The sequence below is a fragment of the Alkalimonas delamerensis genome (genome assembly GCF_030717955.1).
Classification (GTDB): domain Bacteria; phylum Pseudomonadota; class Gammaproteobacteria; order Enterobacterales; family Alteromonadaceae; genus Alkalimonas; species Alkalimonas delamerensis.
In genome coordinates this window covers 212,646-233,717 of record NZ_JAUZVY010000005.1, presented here as the reverse complement: position 1 = coordinate 233,717, position 21,072 = coordinate 212,646, and the positions used below count along the sequence as shown (strand labels likewise).

Sequence of the window (21,072 nt, the reverse complement as noted above, 5' to 3'; positions counted from 1 at the left end):
CGCCTGTCACTACGACTGCACTTGCCACACCTTATTCGCCCAACGGCTACTGCCTTGCAGCAGCCGGCTGGTCGCTTCACGTAGCCGAACCAGTGCGTAATAGGTCAGTGGCACCAGCAGCAAACTGGTTAAGGTGGAAAACAGCAGGCCGCCGATAATGGCAATGGCCATTGGGGCGTAGCTTGGGCCATCGCCGGCCAGCTGAGTACCGCCCAGCGCCAGCGGCAACAAACCGAGCACTGTGGTTGAGACTGTCATCAGAATGGGTCTGAGCCGTGCGCTGCAGGCTAAGATGATCACGTCTTTGAGCGCTGTCTCTGGCTGCAATTGCCGCTCCTGATTGATGCGATCGACCAGCACGATGCCGTTATTCACGACGATGCCCATCAGCACCAGCATACCAATCATGCCCATAATGCTCATCGAGGTGCCGGTCAGCAGGAAGGTCCAGAACACCCCGACCAGCGAAAACAGCAAGGAGCCAATCACCGCATTGGGCAGCAGCAAGGACTCAAACAAGGCGGCCATTACAATGTAGATCATCGCTACCGCCAGCAGCATATTGACCAGCATCACCTGCTGCGCTTCATCGTGTCGCTGAAAAGCACCATGAAAAGACCACTGATAACCAGCCGGTAAATCAACTTGCCGCATCAGCTGGCGAATTTGTTGCTGCGCCTGCTCCATGGTAGCGCCATCAGCCAGGCTCATGCTAAGCGCGATGCCGGTTTGACGGTTCAGCCGGCCAATGCGTGATAGCCGTGGCGCTATTTTTAGCTCGGCCAGTTGCTGCAACTGAATGCTGCTACCCGCCTGCACCAGGATGGGCAGAGCTGCCAGCTCGGCCAACGACTGGCTGATGCGCTCATCAAACTGCACCCGCAGCTGCACTTCACCCTGCTGTTCAGTGCGGTAGGTTCGCAGATTGGCACCACGCAGCGCCAGCGCGACCCGCTCGGCCACCAGACTGGCCGGCAAGTCCAGTCGCGCCAGTTCATCTTTGTTCAGCACAATCTGCACCTCCTGCTGGCCCCGCTCCAGATCGGAGCTAACGTTATCAAGCGCAGCCAGGCTGCTGAGCATCGGCTCCAGCATCGCAGCCTGCTCCAGCAAGACCTCAGTGGAAGGGCCGAGCAGATGCAATTGCAAACCGCCCCCGCCGCCGCCGCCAAAACTAAAGGACGGCCGCGAGCGCACCAGCGCCGGCCAGTCGGCCTGAATTTGCTGACGCAACTGGGCCAATGGCATCGGCAAGTCGTCTTTTAACAGAATAATCGAAATGGCGTAGCCGGCCCGGTAATAGCTGTAGACCGACTCAATGTGAAAACGCTGCTGGTTGTCGTACAGGAAGGCTTCCATCTGGCTGACTTCGGCCCGCACTTCTTCCAGGCTGTAATTGCCCTGCACCCGGTAATTCAGAAAGATCCGGCTGTTGTCTTCCATATCGCCATCGCCACTGCCCACCTGACCAAGCGGGATCACAATGCTGCCAAGTACCAGCAAGGCCAACAAACCGGACAGTTTCGGAAAGCGCATCACAGCGCCAAGCAGCCTGGCATAGCGACGTTCACCAAATGCAGATTTGGCACCATCCTGCTCTGGTACTTTCAGCCGGGTGGTTAACAACGGTATTAAACTAAGCGCCAGCACCAGAGAAATACCCAGACACAAGCAGATGGCAATGGCGACATGCTCAAGGAAAATAGTCAGATCCATTTTCTGGCCAATGATGTTGGGTAAAAATACGATGGCAGTAGTGGCGGTACCCGCCAGTACTGCCAGGCTGACCCGGCGCACGCCCCGTTCGGTGGCTGCCCGCACATCCCCCCCTGCAGCGCGCTCACGGAAAATGCTTTCGGTCACCACCACCGCATTATCCACCAGCATGCCAATGGCCAGCATCAGCCCCATCATGCTAAGGATATTTAAGCTATACCCAAGAAAATACATCGCACCCAGTGCCATAATGATGGCGGCAGGCACCGACAGCACTACCACCAAAGTGGTGGCCAGGTGGCGTAAGAATAAGAACAATACCACAAAGGACAAGCCAGCCCCGATGCTGCCGGCCAGCAGCAAATCCCGCAGTGAGGACGTCACGCCCTTGGCCATATCGTCCATCACATAGAGCTGAATGCCGGCAAAAGCCGGATTTTGATCGGCGGCGCGTACCACCGCCATGGCGGCATCGGCCACCTCGACCAGATTGGCACCGGAGTCTTTAAACACATTCATGCCAACGGCATAAGTCTGGTTTAAATGCCGGCCATCCTCGCGTTTTGGTAGCTCCAGCGCCACGGTTGCCACATCGGATAGCTGCAGGCCGGGGCGAATGGGCAGGCGCTCAATTTCGCTCAGCGAGCGAAACTCACCGACCGGCTTGACCAGCATATGCTGCTCCGGGTTTTGCAAACTGCCGGCCGTGATGGCAAAGTTGCTTTGCCGAAGCTGTACCAGTAGCTGCGCCGGATCGACATTGAGCGCATGCAACCGGGCCGGATCGAGCCGGATAATGACCTGGCGTTTATCCACGCCATAGAGCTCGACTTTCGATACCCCAGGCACCCGCTCTAACGGACGCTTGATGTGCTGTTCGAGCAAATCGTAGGCCAGGGCTAAATCCCGCTCACTGGAAATACGCAGCTGGAAAATCGGCATGTCGTCGGTATTAAACTGAAACACGAAGACCCGCTCCAGATCAGCCGGCAACTGGGCGCGTACCGCATCCAGCCGTTCGCGTACTTCCATGTTTTTACTGCGGATAGGCTCGTCCCAGTTAAACATCAGCGAGATATCGGCGCTGTTTTCATTGGAGAAACTGCGCATCTGCTGAATACCTGAGACCGTTGCCAGTGCTTCTTCAATCGGCCGGGTGATCAAGCGCTCGATCTCGGCCGGGGTGGCATTGGGGTATGGCGCCTGAATGTAGATCTCCGGAATGTCGATGCCGGGGAATTTTTCCAGCGGCAACAAACGACTGGCCAGCACGCCAAACAGCAGCAGCGAAATGCACAGCATGAAGACGGTGATGGGCCGGCTTAATGCCAGCCGGGTTATGGCCAATGGTTGCTCAGTCATGCTGCACCTCCGAAAGTACTGCAGCATCGGTTGCTGCCGGCTCAGTGCCAGGCGCACGATCCGGGCTCACCAGCGCATACAGCACCGGAATAAACACCAGCGTCAGCAAGGTAGAGAGCAAGAGGCCAAAGATCACGGTAATCGCCATCGGTGCCCGTACCTCGCTGCCTTCGCCGGTGCCAAGAGCCAGTGGCAACAAGCCCAGCACCGTGGTCAGAGTGGTCATCAGTACCGGGCGCAAACGACTCTCGCCGGCTTGCAGCACCGCATCGGCCAGCGCCAAACCGCTCTGACGCAATTGATTGATGCGATCAATCAGCACGATGGCGTTGTTGACCACAATACCGGCCAGCATGATAAGACCAATAAACACAATCACCGACAAGCCGGTACCGGTCAGCCAGAGCCCAAGGATGGCACCGGCACCCGCCAGCGGCACGGTAAACAGGATCACCAGCGGCTGCAGCAGATTTTCGAACTGCGAGGCCATCACCAGATACACCAGGAACACTGCCAGCAACAAGGCCATCAGCAAGGACTTATAAGCCCGGCTCATTTCTTCACTTTGGCCGACAACTTCGGCTACCACGCCAAAGGGCAGCATTTGCTCGGCCAGCAGCTGACGCGCCAACTGGGTGGCCTGCTCCAGATCGCCATAGGCCAGATTGGCGCTGACCACAGCTACCCGCTGCTGGGCAATGCGGGTGATTTCGCTGGGGCCGAGTTCACGGCGAATATCGGCCACTGCAGCCAATGGCAGCGGCGTGGCACTGCCCGGGTTGATCACCAGCTCGGCCAGTTGCTGCTCGGTCTGACGGTAGGCCTCGTCCAGCCGCACCCGAATATCAATTTTCCGATCCTGCACTGAAAACTGCCCGGCGACATCGCCGCCGACATAGACAGCCACCCGCTGCGCCACTTCTCGGGCCGTCAGGCCAAGCTGTGCCAGCCGGCTGTGATCAAAGTACAGCGTCAGCTCCGGTTGGCCGGGACGCAGGCTGCTTTTCACGTCGCTAAAACGCCCTTGCTGCTGCAAGCGCTGCACCAGTGCATCGGCTGCGTTTTTTAGCTCGGCCAGCTCGTAACCGGCCAGCTCAATTTCCAGCGGTGTGCTAAAACTCAGCAGCTGCGGCCGCTCAAAGCGGGCCTGCACATCCGGGTAACGCGCCAGGAAGCTGCGCAGCTGCTCAATGCTGCGCGCTTCGGCCGAAGGATCGGCGCCACCCGCCAGTACCAGCGACAGGCGACCCCAGTGACTGCCGCCAATGCTTGGATCCACCGTCATCTGACTACCAGTACCGGCCTGGCCATAACTGCGCTCAATCTCCGGCAACCCTGCGGCAAAGACCGCCAGTTCGGTCATCAGCGCATCGGTTTGCTCGATGGCCGAGCCTATCGGCAATTGAACTTCCAGGTAAAACTCGCCCTGTGCCATTTCCGGCAGCACATTGGCGCCAAGGCGTGGCAGCACACTGTAGCAAAGCGCGGCCAGTACCAAGGTGATGCCGATGGTGGCGAGCTTGGCTTGCAGCGCCAGCCCCAACAGTGTGCGATAGGCCCTGGTCAGGTGGCGCAAAGCGCCCTGCACCAGCCAGAGTAAAGGCGAGAACAGACGTCCCAATAACCAGCCAAGCGCCCTCCATAGCAGCAATAGCAGGGCCAGCACCGCTTGCAGCGACGTCTGCAGTCCTTTCAGCGCCCAGCGCAGCGGCATCAGTGGCCAGCGCTGCGGCTTCAGTGGCAACAGACACCAGCGTTCAGGCAACCAGCGGAAACTTGCTGGTTCTGTCAATAGATCTGCATCGCCAGAAGCTTGCGGGCGGCGCAACTGCCGCGCGGCCATGGTCGGAATTAAGGTCAACGCCACCAGCAAAGACACCAGCAGCGCAAAAGTAACGGTTAACGCCTGATCGCGAAACAGCTGGCCGGCAATGCCCTCGACAAAAACCAGCGGGAAAAACACCGCTACTGTGGTCAGTGTTGAAGCGGTAATGGCCATGGCCACCTCGCCGGTGCCTTTGCGGGCCGCCGTCGGCGCATCCGCGCCCTGCTCCCGGTGACGGGCAATGTTCTCCAGCACCACGATGGCGTTATCGACCAGCAAGCCGACCGCCAGCGCAATGCCGCCCAGGCTCATCATATTCAGGGTAATGCCCTGGCCATACATCAAATTAAAGGTGGCAATCACCGACACCGGAATGGACACCGAAATAATCACGGTTGCCCAGACATTGCGCAAAAACAGATACAGCACCAGCATCGCCAAAGCGCCACCTATCATGGCCGCGGATTTGACATCGGCAATGGCTTGCTTGATAAAGGCCGACTGATCGTACACCAGCGTCAGTTGATAGCCGGCCGGTAGCCGCTGTTGCAGCCTGGGCAGCTCGGCCAGCACCCGCTCGGCGACCTCGACGGTGTTGGCATCGCCTTCTTTGTAGATGGCGACTTCAATCGCTTCCTGGCCATTGACGTAGGTGACACTGCGCCTGTCGGCGAAGGCATCGCGCACTTCAGCCACGTCTTTTAGTAAAATGCGGCTGCCATCAATGGTGGTCAGGTACAGATTTTCCATATCGCTCAGTTGCTGAAACTGATTGATGGTGCGCACCAGGTAATCGTAGCCCGGCGTTTCTAAGCGGCCACCGGCCAGATTGAGGTTTTCCTGCTTTAGCCGACTACTGATCAGGTGCACATCCAGTTGCAACTGACTGAGTTTATTCGGGTCGACCAGCACCTGAATTTCCTGGCTCAAGCCGCCATCCGGGCGGACCGCCGCCACACCGGGCAGGGCTTCCATCCAGCGCCGTAATTCTTCGTCGGCAAAGGTGCGCAGTTCGACCAGCTGGCGTTCGCTTTGCAGGCCTTGCTCGCGGCTTAGCGCCAGTCGCAATACCGGCTCCAGATTGGGGTTAAAACGCAGCAACACTGGTTTGTCGCTATCGAGTGGCAGCATCAGAATGTCGAGCTTTTCCCGCACATCCATGCTGGCCAGATCCATATCGGTGCCCCAGTCAAACTCCAGCACCACATCGGAGCGACCCGCCCGTGACACCGACTGCACCCGGCGCACGCCTTTGACCACGCCAAGTGCTTCTTCAATCGGCTTGCTGATCAGCTGCTCCACTTCGGCCGGCGCTGCGCCGGCAAACTCGGTGCGCAGCGTCAGGGTTGGGTAGGACAAGTCCGGTAATAAATTCACCGCCAAACGGCTTAACGACACCAGACCAAACAACAGGATACCAAAAGTAAACATCCAGATAGCAACAGGGCGGGCAACCGCGACATCAACCAGTTTCATAGGGCGTCCTTAGTGAAAATCGCGGGTGTGAACAACCTGCACCAGGCTGTCATTTTTCAGCGCTGCATGGCCGGCAATCACCACCTGCTGGCCGCTTTCAAGGCCAGATACCACTTCAACCGCCTGCTCAGCCTGATAGCCCAGCACCAGGGTTTGGCGCTGCACCCGGCCTTCGCTGTCCAGCACATAGACACTGTGCTGATTGTCGCTACTCATCAGCGCCCGTTTCGGGATCAGCAAGGCATCGGTTTTGACATCAAACTGCACTTCGACCTGCGCAAAGAGCCCCGGACGCAGTTGGCCATGCTGGTTGTCCAGCAGCAAGGTCGCCCGCACGGTGCCGGATTGCGCATCCACCACCGGAGCAATGCGATTCAGCTCGGCCCGCAGTGGTGCATGACCTGCCAGCTGCAGCAACACGCCCTGGCCGACTCTGGCCTGTGCCAACTGCTGCTCTGGCAGGTGCACCACCGCTTCCAGCCGCTGATTGGAAATCAGATGAAACAGCGATTTGCCGGTAAACTGATTGATCAGCTGGCCAGTTCTGGCATAACGGCGCGAAATCACCCCGGCAAAAGGTGCACGGATTTCAGTTTCAGCCAGCGCCAGCTCGGCCAGATCAACCGCTGCTTTGGTGGCATCCAGCTGCCAGCGCAGTTTGTCGTACACCTCGGTGCTGACCAGTTGGCGCTGATGCATTTCGCTCATGCGTTGCAACTCGCCTTCCAGCCGGCTTAGCTCGGCCCGCTCTTTGGCCAGCATCAGCCGCTGCCGCTCGTTATCCAGCACCGCCAGCAGCTGACCGGCCTCTACCGCATCGCCTTCTTCGACCAGAATTTTTTCAATCACACCACTGGCCTTGCTGATCAAATCCGCTTCTTCGGTGGCTGCCAAAGTGGTGGTGGTACGGTAGCTGCTGCTGATTTCGCCCTGGCGGCTGATAGCCACTTCGACCGGAATGGCAATGTCATCTGCCGAGGCTTTGTTAGGACTGCTTTGCGCCTGATTGCAACCGGTTAAAACCAGACCGGCGGTGAATAGGGCACTGATAAAGAGAAGCTTGTTCATGATGGTGTTCCTTGCTAGAAGCTGAATCATTTCACCAGCTGGTGCAGCCATCGTGCCAACACAACAAAAACACCATAACATCATGAATTAAAATCAAATAATCAATTGACCATGATAGAGGGTGTCTGTTTTAATTTTGCTTAAATGGTCAAATCCCCCACTTTTTTAGTCAAATTATTCACCGATGCAGCAACCTGCCAGGCTTGGTGCTAATGGCCACACTATGGCATAGTGTTTTAGATTGGACAGTGTCTTTGAGAACAGCAGCGATGCCAAAAATAGTGGTTTTTTACGACGGCGCCTGCCCCGGCTGTGTTCGCGATCGGGCCTGGTATCAGAAGCATGCCGGCCAGGGTGTGCAGGTCGAATGGCTGGATATCAACGGGCGTGACGACGAACTACGGGCACTGGGCATCGAGCCCCGTGCAGCACTACTGGAGCTGCATGTCCAGGATGAGCAAGGACGGGTGCTGCGGGCCCTACCTGCCTACCAACTGCTGCTGTCCCGCCTGCCCGGCTACCGCTGGCTGGGCTGGTTGATTGGCCTGCCGCTGATACGATCTATTCTTTCCTGGCTCTACCGGCATTGGGTGCGCCGTCGTCTGGCGCGGGAGGGACGGCTTTAGAGTACTCCAAATTGTCGTATCGCTGTTACGACATTTGAGCAGGCCGCATATGCTGGCGCTCTTGCCGCTACGACAATCCACCTGCTCGCGGTATCGCTCAGCCTTGGTAAGTTTAGAGTGTATTAACCTGGTAAATCAGTAGTGATATCGAAGCTGAGCAATCAGCAAAGCATCGTCCGTGATCTTGTACACCATGCGGTGCTCTTCGTTGATACGCCGAGACCAGTACCCGGCAAGGTTGTGTTTCAGCGGCTCTGGTTTACCGACGCCCGCAAAGGGTTCCCGCATCACTTCCTTGATCAGCTTGTTGATGCGGCTGATGATCTTTTTGTCGGTTTTCTGCCAGTACAGATAATCTTCCCAGGCATGCTCGGAGAAGATCAGCTTCATTCAAGCAGTTCCTTTTCCTGCCCCCTGCCTTGCTCCAGCTCCGCAATGGACTCCAGCAAGCGCCGGGCATTGGTGGGTACACGAAGCAGATAAGCCGTTTCTTGCAACGCTTCGTAATCTTCAAGCGAGATCATCACCACGGATTGCGCCTTATTGCGGGTGATAATGACCGGAGCATGGTCTTCACAGACCTGCTGCATGGTTTTTGCCAGGTTGGTTCTGGCGGCAGTATAGCTAATGGCATCCACTCGATTACCCCTGTACAGGATGTTGAACATGGACAGAATACAGTACAAATTGATATTGTTCAATGCGCTAACCGGTAACCATGTTGGTAGCAACTTCGCGGCCAATCAGCGCACTATTTAGTTTTCATCCAGAAACGGGCTCCTGCCCTTATTCAGGAACGACAAATGAAAATTTCGATTTCCATTTATCTCACATTTTCAATGCGTTACCACGCAATGAAAATGGCAGCGCATCCCTGCGCTGCGCTAGTGCCCACCTTTCTGGACGGACACTATTTAAATCGAAAGCTTATTGATCTCAGCCAAAATCCGCTGATCCTGACTGCTGGCCTTTAATGGCTCCAGCAAGGCACGCGCCAGCTCGGTTTCCTCCTGCAGCAAATACAGCTGCGCCAGGCGCAAATCTGCCCAGTCCATATCAGGCAGTGCTGTGAATTCTGCTGTATCCAACTGAGTGCGGTAATGCTGTAAGGCGGCAATGCCCTTCTCCAACTGGGTTTTCCCCACTAAGGCGCTTCGACCCAGCTGGTACCAGGCGGTCAACACCTGCGCTACGGCCGCCTTATCGTCTGGATCGATACTGAGCTGAGTCGCCTGCTCAAACTCTGCAATGGCCTGTTCATGCGCATCCTGCTGCTGTTGGTAAATACCACGCAGCACAAAAGGCTCCGGTCGCGCTTGCAACAACTCGGATCCGCCCACCAGGGCTTCAAAAGCAGCCAGATCCTGATTGGCTACATGCACTTCCAGCGCCATCAACTCGCCTTGCAAGCCATCGATCTGCTTAACGTCTTGCGCAATCAATAAAGCCTGTTTTCTATCCCCCCCGGCGATAGAAGGTGCATGCATATGAAACTGAGCCAAGGCCCGCTGGTAGCTGATATTTTCCGGCTCAAGTTTCACAGCAGAAGCAAAGGCATCGCGACAGCGAATGGCAAAGCCTCGTGCTCTTAGCATATTGACGTTTTGAGCCTGATTGCAGCTGCTTTGACCGTACCAGAATTGATACTCAGCCTGATTGCTATTGAGCTCAGCGGCTCTTTTCAGATGCTTTTCCGCCGCAGCGGTATCGGACAAGCCCATAGCAGCCCGCCCCAGCAAATACCAATAACTGGCATCACGCCGGTACTGGCTCTGAACTGGCTCCAACAATGCCTGCAACTGTTGATAGTCCTTTTGCTCCATCAATGCACTGGCTTGTTCCAGGGGTGAGGGAGCTGCCAAAACGATACCGCTCCCGCAGAGTGCGGCGCCGAAAAGAAGTGTCCTGATGGATCTCATGATAGTGCTCCAAACGAAGATGACAGCCACATCCTACGCAGGATGTCGCTGTACCGCACCTAAAAAAGAGCATCAAGCTGCAACAAAGTGTAACCAGTTGTTTAAAAGTATCCACTAGAGCAGCAACACTGTTGGCTCGCAGCTATCCAGCCTCAACTCAACCGAGTTTTATCTGTTTGGCCTAGGAGCGTTCGTTCACCAACGTATAGAGTTGTTCAAGCGAAGCCGGGCGCCCCAGATAAAAGCCCTGAAACTGACGGCAACCGAGCTGGTGCAAGGCTTTAAATTGCGCAGCTGTTTCAACCCCTTCCGCTACGACTTCCAGCTCCAGGCTCTTACCAAGCGCCAAAATGGTTCGGACAATGGCCTCATCGCTGCTGTCATCCAACAGATCGCGCACGAAACTCCGATCTATTTTAAGTTGGCGCAACGGCAAGTTTTTCAAGGATTGAAGCGATGAATAGCCGGTGCCAAAGTCATCCATCGCAATCTGAATGCCCATCCTGGCAAGCTGATACAACTGCTTATGCGCCAGCTCGGTATCATCCAGCAATTGACTTTCTGTGATCTCCAGCAGCAAGCGCTGAGGTGGTGCCTCGGTCTGCGCCAGCATATCGGCCAGCCCTGACACAAAATGACTGTCCAACAACTGACGCGCGCTAATATTCACCGCTAGCTGCCAGTGTTGGTAGCGCGCATCGTTCGACCAATCCGCCAGCGTAAAGCAGCTTTGCATCAACACCCAGTTCCCAATCGGCACGATTAAACCCGTTGCCTCAGCAACCGGAATAAAATCAGCCGGGGCATAATGACCATGCTCAGGATGATGCCACCGCAGCAGCACCTCGGCTCCAATCATGCCCTGTTGCTCATTAAACTGCGGCTGGTACTCGAGATACAACTCCTGATTGCCAAGTGCAGTCCGCAACCGATTGGTCAAAACGGCCCGCTCTGTAACATCCAGCTGCATCTGCTGATTAAAAAAGCGCAGCCGGTTGCGGCCACGGTTCTTGGCATCGTACATCGCCATATCGGCCCGCTGCATCAACTCATCCACGCTGTTGCCATCGGAGAGCATGGCTACACCGATACTGGCTGAAGCCTGATAGGGTTTCTGTTGCAACAGCACTGGCTCGGCCAGCAGCTGCAAGACCTTGTCACCGATCACCTGCACCCGCTGCCAGGCACGTTGGTGGTCATCGGGCAACTCCAACAGTAAAATAACAAACTCATCGCCTCCTAACCTGGCCAGGGTGTCGCATTGACGAAGCCCCTGCTGCAAACGCCTGGCAATTTGCAATAAAAACTCATCTCCTACCGCATGGCCCAGGGTATCGTTTAAATCCTTGAAGTGATCCAGGTCGATAAACATCAGGGCACCTTGCTGCTGCTGACGCTGAAACAGCGCATAAGCCTGCTGCAGCCTGTCGAGCAGCAGCCTACGGTTCGGTAAACCGGTCAGCGCATCGTAAAATGCCAACTTATGAATGGCTTCCTGTTGCTGTTTGTGCTCGGTGACATCGGTGGAAATACCGCAGAGCGCATATATCTTGCCAATGGCATCCCGCAGCGGAATCTTTACGCTTAAAAAAGTTTGAGTGACCCGGCCATCGCTGGTGGTATTTTCCTCTTCATGCACCCAGCGCTTGCCACTTTGCAGCACCAAATGATCGTTGTGCTGCAGCTTGCTCGCGGTCTGATGATCAAAAAAAGCAAAGTCATCATGATCCACGGCTTGCTCTGGCGTGCAACCAAATAACTTAGCGACATTGTGATTGATGTATTGGTAGCGCAGCTGGGTATCTTTGATGTAAATATAGGCATCGACCGAATCAAGGATGGTATTGAGTCTGGCTTCGCTGGCTTTCAGGTGCCGGGTTTGCTGTTTTACCTGCCACCGCAGCACCAAAGCACCGGTAAAAACCAGCATCAGTACGATCATCGCAACCAGCAGCAGGCTGCGGTATAGCTGTCCACTTTGCTGCAGTTCCGGCTCTCCACTGCCCCAGCGCTGCAGAATTTGATAGTAAGGTGAGTCCGGCTGCTGCTGCCAGCGCTGCAGGTAGTTATCCAGCGTGCTTAACACCTGCTGTTGCTGCCCCAGCCGACTGGCATAGAACAGCCGACTGGGTTGAAACAACCAGGGGCTGGGGGTCAACTGGTAGCGTTGCGCTTGTTGCTGACCAAAATAATGATTGGCTGCCACCAAATCCGCGCGTCCGGCCTGAACCAGAGCAAATGCCTCTGCCAGAGACTCGACCAGCACCAGCTCTGCTTCCAAATGATGCGTTTCCAGCAATGCCTGCAGGTAGCTTTGCTGCACGGAATCCAGCAACACAGCGATGCGTTGTCCGCCTAACTCCGCAATCTCGGTGATCTGCACGCCGCTACGACCATACAACTGAGACCAGCTGTACAACGCCGGCGTTTGGTGAAAATGAAACTGTTCAGCTCGCTGCTCACTAAAGGCCATATCCGGCAATAAGTCGATCTCGCCATCCAACAAAAAACGCAGGCAATAACTCCAATCGCATGAAACCGTATGCAGCTGCCAACCTTCCCGTCGGGCAATTTCCACCAACAGCTCACCCAGAATACCGCTGGGGCTGCCATCAGCTGCAGTTTTGAGTTTAGGTGGGTTGTGGTACACGCCTACCACCAGTGGACGCTCACTGGTATCGGCCAAAAGCTGTGCCCAGAGCGGTTGCAACCATACCAGCAACACCATCATTGAAAGTAAGCGCATGGTTTCATTTTTGTTGACGGATAATTTAGAGCTTATGCCATCCTGCTAAAAATGCAAACCTTGCTGCCAGAACGAGCACCGTCATACTTTCCAAATCCAGCCTTTGCGGTAACAGCCGTACATGGCCAGATAAGCCAGCAACAAAAAGCACAGTGCAAACATCAAAGAGCCAAGCTCATTGCCAAAGAATGGCTGAAACCAGCTGCGGTACAACCAGGGCTGCAGCACCGTCGTGCCAATCGGGATCATGCCAAGCAAGCGGGCCACCAGCCCGGCCGCCACAAAGAATAAAATGGCATTGGCACCAAAGACCACAAAAGGTGCGGTCCAGCGGCGATACCCGCGGATATCACAGAGCCACAACGACAGCGCCAGCACCAACCAGGCATAGCCGGTACTAAGCAACACAAAGCTCGGCGTCCACAAAGCTTTGTTGATGGGCAACCAGCCATGCCAAAGCTCGGCCAGCAACACCGCAGCGACACCAAACAGCAGCAGCGTCTTAATTTTACTGGTCAAAGCTCCCGGCTGTTGCAGGTACTGGGCGGTGAGCACCCCGGCCAGGCAACTGCTGATGGCAGGCAAGGTGGACCAGAGCCCTTCCGGATCGAAGCTAAAAGGGGTCGCGCTCCGGTAGAGCAGATGATTGGGCCCCAGCAGCCGATGATCCAACCAGGCGGCAAAGTTGTTGCCATACTCCAGCAAGCCACGATAACTGTTGCCGGCATCATCCTGATAAGTCAGGCCAAACATGGCCAGCAAATAAACACCGCATAGCAGCAAAGCGGAAAGCAAACGCCCGCGCCAGGCAAGCACTAGCACCAGCAACAAACTGATAAAATACACCACACCAATGCGCTGCAAGACCCCTGGGTAACGCAGCACCAGCAAGCGCTGCTCGACCCAGTCAAAGTTGGGATCCCTCAGATTGTAGTAGGCCAGTGCCAGCATCAGACCCAGAGCAATCAGCTTGAGGCTGCGCAGGCTTCCGCTCAGCAGCTGAGCGGGTCGGCTGCGCTGCTGCTTGCTTAAGCTGAGCTGCATGGAGACACCGACAATATAGATAAAAAACGGGAAAATCAGATCGGTTGGGGTCCAGCCGTGCCATTCGGCATGGCGCAGCGGCGCATAGATGTGTACCCAACTGCCAGGATTATTCACCAGAATCATCGCGGTGATGGTGATACCACGAAACAGATCAAGCGCCAGCAGTCGATCGGCGGGCAGCTGCTGCAAAATACCATCGCAGTGACGCTGCCACCATGCTTTCATCGTGCAGGCTCCGCCGGCAGTTGCACCGGCAACTCCCCCCGTGCTGGATAGCGGCCAAGCAGCACATCGGCCAGGGCTTCAAAGGCTGGCCCGCTGTGCGTCCCCGTTGCAGGGTCAACCCGGGTATGGTAATCGTAACTGGCCAGCACCGCTGCCGCATTCGCCCCGAATTGTTGCAGATCGTAGGGGCTGCGTAAACTGAGGTAAACTTCCGGGATCTTCCGGACTTTGGCCTCGGCACTGAGTTGTTGCAGACGCTGTTCCAACTGCTGGTAGGCCCGTTGCAAACCACCCAAAGCCGCCACATCGTCCAATCCGCCCAACTCCGCCAGGCTTGGCATCGGAGTCACCATGGCGGTGATCAGCACAGCGCTGCTATCCAGCGCCGCCAATACATCGGGCCAATGCTCCGTCAGAGCACTGAAGCAGTGCAGCTGCCCGGAGGCGACGCCGCGAGCGCTCAGTGCCGCCAGCATGGCTTCACAGCGGCTTTGATCCGGCATCAACAGCAGCCAGGGTTTGGCAGCATCCGGCTTAAGCGGCAGCAGTTGCTTGTGGTTGCGCACCAGAGTCATGCTGTCACGCGCCAGTGCCAGCTCCAGCGCCCTATGTTCCGGGTGTGCCAGCACAGAGAGCTCCGGCAACTGGCTGGGCAGCTGCTGTTTTAACCGGTGCACACGAGCAAACGAGGCTCTTAACTCCGTTTCATCCAGCTTGCCAGCCGAAACGGCTTGTTCCAGCACATCAAGCAGAGCATCCAACTGCCCCAGCTCTGCCGGGCTTTGAATTTTTACCGGCATCAGCGCTATGTCGGCTCCAGCCGCAAAGGCCTGGATCACCGCTTGCTCCGGACTGAAAAAGTCGGTGATGCCTTTCATATCCAGCGCATCGGTCACCACCACTCCCTGATAACCCAGTTCGTTGCGCAATAAATTGGTCAGAATGTCCCGGGACAAGGTCGCAGGTTTGATAAAAGTGTGGCCATCCCGGCCCTCTAAGGTACTGCTATCGAGCGCCGGAAACTGAATGTGGGCGGTCATGATCATGGCCGGTGGAGCCTGGTCGATAATGTGGGCAAAAGGTGCCAGCTCGATGGCATCAATGCGCTCCCGACTGTGGCGCACCACAGGCAGGCCCAGATGGCTATCGACCTCGGTATCGCCATGGCCAGGAAAGTGCTTCAGCGCCGCCATCATACCCTGCTGCTGCATGCCGGCCACTTTGGCAGCGCCCAACTCGGCCACTCGGCTTGGATCGTCGCCATAGGAACGCACGTTGATCACCGGATTGGCCGGGTTGTTGTTGACATCCACCGTTGGGGCAAAATTCAGATTAAAACCCAGCGCCAGCAACTCTTTGGCCTGCACCTGCCCCACCTGAGTGGCATAACGCACACCATGCCTGGCGTAGGTCGCCCCTATGGCCATATTGCCACTAAAGGTGGTCGCCTGATGTCTGGGTAAGCGAGCCACCCGGCCCCCTTCCTGATCCACCGCAATAAAGAGCGGCAACCGATGTTGGCTTTGCCGGGCCGCCTGCTGCAGTTGCCGGTTCAGCCGCTGGATTTGACCAATCTCCTGCACATTCTCGGCAAAATGAATAACCCCGCCCAACTCGGTGTCGCGGATCAGCTGCGCCAACTCTGCCGGCAGCTCTGTCATCGGCGTACGGCAGTGGTTTGCGGCCACCGGCTCGGCGCAGTAGTAACGCAGGTCCAGCATGATTTTTTGTGCCAACACAGTACGCAGTGGTACTGATTCCAGCTGATGTGCCATCGCCTGCATCCCCACCATCAAAACCCCCAGTCCAATCCAGCAACGCATCCGCTACTCCTATCCTCTCTTAGCGCTGACTTCAGCATAGAGCCAAACCACCCTACAGTTTATACCCCAGCAGGGGGTTCGCACTCTTTTGTCACCATGCTATAAAGAGAGTCACTGTTCAGTTGCCCGGATAATACCATGTTTTTGCTGCGCTTCTCCTGCTTGCTGCTGTTGCTGACCGGCTGTCAACCTGCTCCAGAGCCAACGCCCCCCTCCTCCGCACAGCCTCAGGAAACAAGTTTTCTGCTCGGTGCCGAACAAAGCGGGCTTTATCTGCCGCTGCTGCGCGATAAGAAAGTAGGGCTTTTGGTCAATCAAACCTCGCGTCTTGGCGAGCAGCACCTGGTGGATGCTTTGTTGGCCGAGGGCATCGCCATTCAGACGATTTTTGCACCGGAGCACGGCTTTCGCGGCGATCACGATGCCGGCGCCAAGGTGGATCACAGCGTGGATGAGCGCACCGGCTTACCCATAGCATCGATGTATGGCAGCAACCGCAGGCCATCTGCCGAGCTAATGCGCGCTTTGGATGTGGTCATTTTTGATATCCAGGATGTTGGGGTGCGCTACTACACCTACATCAGCTCCATGCACTACCTGATGGAGGTTGCCGCCGCCGAAGGCACCAAAGTCCTTATTTTAGACCGTCCGAACCCCAATGGCCGTTATGTCGATGGCCCTGTGCTGGACCTGGCGTTTCAATCCTTCGTTGGCATGCATCCCATTCCCCTCTTGCATGGCATGACCGTGGGGGAACTGGCACTGATGATCCAGGGCGAGGGCTGGATCCCCAATGCCGAAGCCCTGCAACTGACCGTGATCCCCATGCAGCAATACCGCCGCGATAAACCGTACTCCTTACCGATACGTCCCAGCCCCAACTTACCGAACGACCAGTCGATTGCGCTTTATGCCTCGCTGGGCTTTTTTGAAGCCACCCCGATGAGTGTCGGCCGCGGTACGCCTTACCCCTTTCAGGTGTTGGGCTTTGACCAATTCGCGCTGACCGACGATCTGGACCAGGCGTTTTCCTTTCGGCCGGTGTCCACGCCTGGCGCGGCCCTGACCCCACCACTGCAGGACAAAGCCGTGTTTGGTCAGGACTTGCGTGACGTCAGCGCACAGGGGCTTGATCTCAGCTACCTGATCCATTGGCAACAACGCTTTGCTGAGCAAGGACAACCCTTGTTTACCTCACCGGGCTTTATGGACCGCCTGGCAGGCACAGATCAGCTCAGGCTGCAGCTGGAGGCGCAAATCCCCGAAGCCGAAATCCGGGCCAGCTGGCACGATGATCTGGCGCATTTTCTGCGCCAACGTCAGCCCTATTTGCTTTACCCCTGATGCCCATCTAGGCTTGAAGCAGAACAGCAAACTACAGGAAGCATCATGACAGTGCGGGTACTTGGTCTCAGTGGCAGCCTGCGGGCAAAATCAACCAACCGCGGCTTGCTGCGTTATGCGCAGGCGCATGCTCCATCCGGCATGAAAATTCACATCGCCGATTTGCTGGATGTGCCTTTTTACAATGCGGACCTGGCAGAAAAGCCACCAGCCGTTCAGCACTTGCTGCACGAATTTGCCGAAGCCGATGCCCTGCTTTTGGCCTGCACCGAGTACAACTATTCGATAGCCCCAGCGCTGAAAAATGCGCTGGACTGGGCCTCACGCGAGCCGGACAACCACCTGCTGCGCGGTAAAGCAGCCGCCTTGATTGGCGCCGGTGGTGGCATGGGCACTGCCCGGGCGCAGTATCATTTGCGGCAGATCTGCGTTTATCTGGATCTGCAGGTGATGACCAAACCCGAGTTTTTTGCCAGTGCCTTTAACAATAACTTTGATACCGATGGCAGCCTGCAGGATGAAAAGCTGCAGGAAAAACTGCTGCAAAGCCTGCAAGGGCTGCAGGACTGGCACCAGCAGTTGCACGGTATAAGCTAACAATTTCTCCCTTCCCCCTTCAAAAACTTAATCTGCATCAAAGTTTTGCTTTCTGACCATCTACCCTGGGTGCAAAGCTTGATCTGGCGCAGGTTTTCCTGGTGGCAGATGCGCACAATAAGCGCCAGAACCTATCCCAAATGGAGTACACCATGCGCAACAAGACAACTGCTTTGCTGCCACTGTCCGCTTTGACTGCGGCTTTGTTTTCCCCACTGGCACTGGCCAACTTCAGTGTGAACGTCGGTGCCATCAACGTTAGCCCGAATGATGACAGCAGCTACCTCAATGTGGTAGAAACCGTGGCCGGTCTGCCAGCCAACTCGGCTAAAGTTGGTGTCAACAGCAATACCCAGCTGGGTCTGACCTTTGATTATGCACTGGACGATCACTGGAGCGTGCAACTGATTGCTGCCACCCCTTTCTCCCATAATATCCGGGTGAAAGGTTCAGCGGTGGATGGTCTGCCTGTCGGCAAAACCAAACATCTGCCACCCACCTTACTGGCGCAATACAACTTTGGCAGTGCCAATGCTGACTTCCGCCCCTTTGTCGGTGCTGGCGTCAACTACACAGTATTTTTCTCCGAAAAAGTAGCCCCTGAGCTGGTGAATACACTGGTCGCTCTGGAAGCCGCTCAGGCCAGTGATGATGTGTCTTTATCGCTGAAAAATTCGGTTGGCATTGCGCTGCAGGCTGGTTTTAATTACAAGCTCAGCGACAACTGGGGCTTGCATGCGATGATCGCCTGGGCCGATATCGATACCGATGCCAAGGTCAAAGTCAATGGCACTACGGTGCAACCGGTGGATGTCAGCATCGATCCGACCATCGTGATGGTTGGTCTGCGCTACAGCTTCCGCTAAACTGTCAGGAGCAGCTTTCGCTGCTCCCCCTCATTCAGGGAATGACAAGCCTGAGTTGGTCCTCTAAAGTACAGTAAGATAGCACCCTGGCACTGCCCCGTACCCAAGAGGATCCAATTTTGTCTGACTGGTTGACCATTCTGCCCGCCCTGGTTGCCATTGCCGTCGTGCTGTGGCGCAAAGAAGTGATCCTGGCCTTACTGGTCTCGTTGTGCAGCGCTGAACTCTTGTTGCTGCTGCGAGCGGGCCAATTTGGTGTAAGCTCCGCCCTGCTGGATGGCCCGGTGCAAACCCTGGAGCGCATTGTCGGCGTGACCTCCTCCACCGACAACGCCCGCTTGCTAATGTTCTCTCTGATGGTTGGCGCTGTGCTGGCGTATATGCGCTACTCCGGCGGGGTCTCGGCCATGGTCGAGCTCTTTGTGAAAAAAGGCATTGCCCGCAATCAGCGCCAGACCGGCCTACTGACGTTTTTTATTGGCATCATGGTGTTTATTGAGTCCAACTTAAGCTCGCTGACTGCCGGTATTACCGCACGCGGTTTGTTCGATAAATTTCACATGAGCCGGGCCCGGCTGGCCTACATCATCGACAGCACCAGCGCGCCCATTTGTATCCTGATCCTGCTCAACGGCTGGGGCGCCTTCATTCTTGGCCTGGTTTCCATGTACGAGCTGGAAAAAAGTGCCGTTGCGGTGCTGATTGGCACCATACCGCTGAACTTTTACGCCATCATCACGCTGGTCGTAGTGCTGTACACCATTGTCAGCGGCAAAATTTATGGCCCGATGCGCCAGTCGGAAAAAGAGCTGAACACGCTGGATAAACACACCGAGCTGGAAATTGCGCCCAGCCACCCAGCCTTTATGCTGGTGCCCTTATTTACCCTGGTGCTTGCCATGGTGGGTTTTATGCTGTGGACCGGCGATGGCAAGCTGGTCGATGGCTCCGGCTCGAAATCGGTGTTGTACGCCACCACCCTGGCTTGTCTGATTGCCTACAGCATGATGCTGATTAGCCGCCGCTTCAGCCACAAAAAGCTGGTGGGCATTGGTTTTAAAGGCATGAACGAACTGCTGCCGCTGGTCACCATTGTACTGCTCTCCTTAGCCCTTGGCGCCAGCATGCGCCAATTGGGTACCGGTGACTTTATTGCCTCCATTGTCAGCGATGCCCTGCCACTGTTCCTGATCCCAGCGTTGCTGTTTTTAGCCGGCGCCTTGATTTCCTTTACCACCGGCACCTCCTGGGGCACCTTTGCCATTTTGATTCCGATTGGCATGCCGATGGTGATGGTATTGGGCCTGCCGCCCGAGCTGGTGTTGGCCGCCATTTTAAGTGGCGGCGTCTTTGGCGATCACTGCTCACCTATTTCAGATACCACCGCCGTCAGCTCAGTGGCTGCTGGCTGTGATTTATTGGAACACGTAAAAACCCAGCTGCCCTATGCGCTGTTCTGCGGCATTCTGGCGTTTTTCGCTTTTATGACGGCAGGATGGATCATGATTTGACGGGAAGGAAGCAGGGCATCGGTTGATGCCCTGTCACTGAAGAAGTTTGTAAAAAGACTAGGGCTAACGCAGTACCAGCAAAGAACTCTTGGCTTTGCTAATCATCGCCGTAGTGGTACTGCCCAAAAAGAACTGGCGAATGCGGCTGTGGCCATAAGCGCCCATCACCAACAAACCGATGTCATGATCCTGCTGGTACTGGTTCAGGACCACATCCGGCTCACCGGCCACAATCGCCACGGTCACTTCAAAGCCTTCGCTACGCAGCTTCCCGGCTGCCTGTTCCAGCTGCGCCCTGGCCGCCTCAACATCGGCACCGGCCATCACCAGATGGCATGGCAAGCCTTTGCATAAAGGACTTTCAGCCAGCATATTCAGGCTTTTCGTGGCGGTTTCGCTGCCATCATAGGCCATCAGCAGGCTGGTCGGCTCGACAAAGTGTTGTTGGGTCAGCAGCACCGGTTTTTGCGTGCTGCGGATCAAGCCTTCGACATGCAGCCCCAGCTGGCCGTGCGCATCGGCACTGCTGAAGCCACGCTTGCCCAGCACCAACAAACGGGTTTCCTCTTCCAGCTCCAGCAAACTCTGCACAAAGTGGCCATGCCGCAAACGCTCATCGACCTCAGCAATGCCAGCGGTTTCCGCTCGAGCTTTGGCAGCGCTTAAAATATGACGACCGCGCTCTAACGCCAGCTTGGCATGTTTCTCATCCAACTCGGCCAATTGCTCCAGCAGAATTTCCTGCGATCCAAGGCCAATGGTGCCGCTTAAATCCGGCGTATTGGTGTGCTGGGCTTTATCCAAAATATGCAGCATCGACAAAGGTGCACTCAGGCGATTGGCCGCCCAGACGCTGTAATCACAGACCGCCTCGGCATAGGGTGAGGCATCAATGCAGGCCATGACTTTTTTGATCATGCT

At 56.1% G+C, this 21,072-nt stretch carries 15 protein-coding genes; 5 read left to right on the top strand and 10 right to left on the bottom strand.

Annotated elements, in window-relative coordinates; genetic code table 11:
* Nucleotides 1-9: 9 nt before the first annotated feature.
* Genes Q3O59_RS12785 through Q3O59_RS12775 form a run of 3 tightly spaced genes read right to left on the bottom strand, consistent with a single transcriptional unit; the run spans nt 10 to nt 7,447 of the window.
* Nucleotides 10-3,078: an efflux RND transporter permease subunit gene (locus tag Q3O59_RS12785; protein WP_305945942.1), complete on the bottom strand. Its 3,069-nt coding sequence runs from the start codon at nt 3,076-3,078 to the stop codon at nt 10-12.
* On the bottom strand, nt 3,071-6,379 hold the full coding sequence (locus Q3O59_RS12780) for an efflux RND transporter permease subunit (protein WP_305945941.1): 3,309 nt from the start codon (nt 6,377-6,379) through the stop codon (nt 3,071-3,073). Before Q3O59_RS12780 ends, Q3O59_RS12785 begins: the two co-directional genes overlap by 8 nt.
* Nucleotides 6,380-6,388: 9 nt before the next feature.
* On the bottom strand, nt 6,389-7,447 hold the full coding sequence (locus Q3O59_RS12775) for an efflux RND transporter periplasmic adaptor subunit (RefSeq protein WP_305945940.1): 1,059 nt from the start codon (nt 7,445-7,447) through the stop codon (nt 6,389-6,391).
* 269 nt (nt 7,448-7,716) lie between these two features.
* Between Q3O59_RS12775 and Q3O59_RS12770 the strand changes: the two genes are divergently transcribed.
* Nucleotides 7,717-8,073 (top strand): thiol-disulfide oxidoreductase DCC family protein, encoded by a 357-nt coding sequence (locus Q3O59_RS12770; RefSeq protein WP_305945939.1) that lies wholly within the window; start codon nt 7,717-7,719, stop codon nt 8,071-8,073.
* 135 nt (nt 8,074-8,208) lie between these two features.
* On the opposite strand, the gene Q3O59_RS12765 is transcribed toward Q3O59_RS12770, so the two are convergent.
* From Q3O59_RS12765 to Q3O59_RS12740, 6 genes are all read right to left on the bottom strand, one after another.
* Nucleotides 8,209-8,463, bottom strand: coding sequence for a Txe/YoeB family addiction module toxin (locus tag Q3O59_RS12765; RefSeq protein ID WP_305945938.1), 255 nt, complete (start codon nt 8,461-8,463; stop codon nt 8,209-8,211).
* Nucleotides 8,460-8,711, bottom strand: coding sequence for a type II toxin-antitoxin system Phd/YefM family antitoxin (locus Q3O59_RS12760; protein WP_305945937.1), 252 nt, complete (start codon nt 8,709-8,711; stop codon nt 8,460-8,462). Before Q3O59_RS12760 ends, Q3O59_RS12765 begins: the two co-directional genes overlap by 4 nt.
* Nucleotides 8,712-8,987: 276 nt before the next feature.
* The gene (locus Q3O59_RS12755; protein ID WP_305945936.1) at nt 8,988-9,935 is read right to left on the bottom strand and encodes a tetratricopeptide repeat protein; all 948 of its coding nucleotides are present in this window, start codon (nt 9,933-9,935) and stop codon (nt 8,988-8,990) included.
* A gap of 238 nt (nt 9,936-10,173) precedes the next feature.
* Nucleotides 10,174-12,738, bottom strand: a complete 2,565-nt coding sequence (locus Q3O59_RS12750) for an EAL domain-containing protein (protein ID WP_305945935.1) — start codon at nt 12,736-12,738, stop codon at nt 10,174-10,176.
* A gap of 81 nt (nt 12,739-12,819) precedes the next feature.
* Nucleotides 12,820-14,010: an acyltransferase family protein gene (locus Q3O59_RS12745; RefSeq protein WP_305945934.1), complete on the bottom strand. Its 1,191-nt coding sequence runs from the start codon at nt 14,008-14,010 to the stop codon at nt 12,820-12,822.
* Nucleotides 14,007-15,833: a glycoside hydrolase family 3 protein gene (locus tag Q3O59_RS12740; RefSeq protein ID WP_305945933.1), complete on the bottom strand. Its 1,827-nt coding sequence runs from the start codon at nt 15,831-15,833 to the stop codon at nt 14,007-14,009. Before Q3O59_RS12740 ends, Q3O59_RS12745 begins: the two co-directional genes overlap by 4 nt.
* Nucleotides 15,834-15,971: 138 nt before the next feature.
* On the opposite strand from Q3O59_RS12740, the gene Q3O59_RS12735 reads away from it, so the two are divergent.
* The 4 genes from Q3O59_RS12735 to Q3O59_RS12720 all read left to right on the top strand — a co-directional run bounded on the left by Q3O59_RS12735 (nt 15,972) and on the right by Q3O59_RS12720 (nt 20,151).
* On the top strand, nt 15,972-17,177 hold the full coding sequence (locus Q3O59_RS12735) for an exo-beta-N-acetylmuramidase NamZ family protein (RefSeq protein WP_305945932.1): 1,206 nt from the start codon (nt 15,972-15,974) through the stop codon (nt 17,175-17,177).
* A 45-nt stretch (nt 17,178-17,222) separates the two neighbouring features.
* Nucleotides 17,223-17,774, top strand: a complete 552-nt coding sequence (locus tag Q3O59_RS12730) for an NADPH-dependent FMN reductase (RefSeq protein WP_305945931.1) — start codon at nt 17,223-17,225, stop codon at nt 17,772-17,774.
* 152 nt (nt 17,775-17,926) lie between these two features.
* A complete protein-coding gene (locus tag Q3O59_RS12725) occupies nt 17,927-18,640 on the top strand; it encodes an OmpW/AlkL family protein (RefSeq protein WP_305945930.1) in 714 nt (237 codons plus the stop codon).
* A gap of 119 nt (nt 18,641-18,759) precedes the next feature.
* Nucleotides 18,760-20,151: a Na+/H+ antiporter NhaC family protein gene (locus Q3O59_RS12720; RefSeq protein WP_305945929.1), complete on the top strand. Its 1,392-nt coding sequence runs from the start codon at nt 18,760-18,762 to the stop codon at nt 20,149-20,151.
* Between the two features lie 63 nt (nt 20,152-20,214).
* Here the strand turns inward: Q3O59_RS12720 and Q3O59_RS12715 are convergent, their stop codons facing one another.
* Complete coding sequence (locus Q3O59_RS12715; RefSeq protein WP_305945928.1) at nt 20,215-21,069, bottom strand: universal stress protein; 855 nt, start codon at nt 21,067-21,069, stop codon at nt 20,215-20,217.
* Between the last annotated feature and the right edge of the window lie 3 nt (nt 21,070-21,072).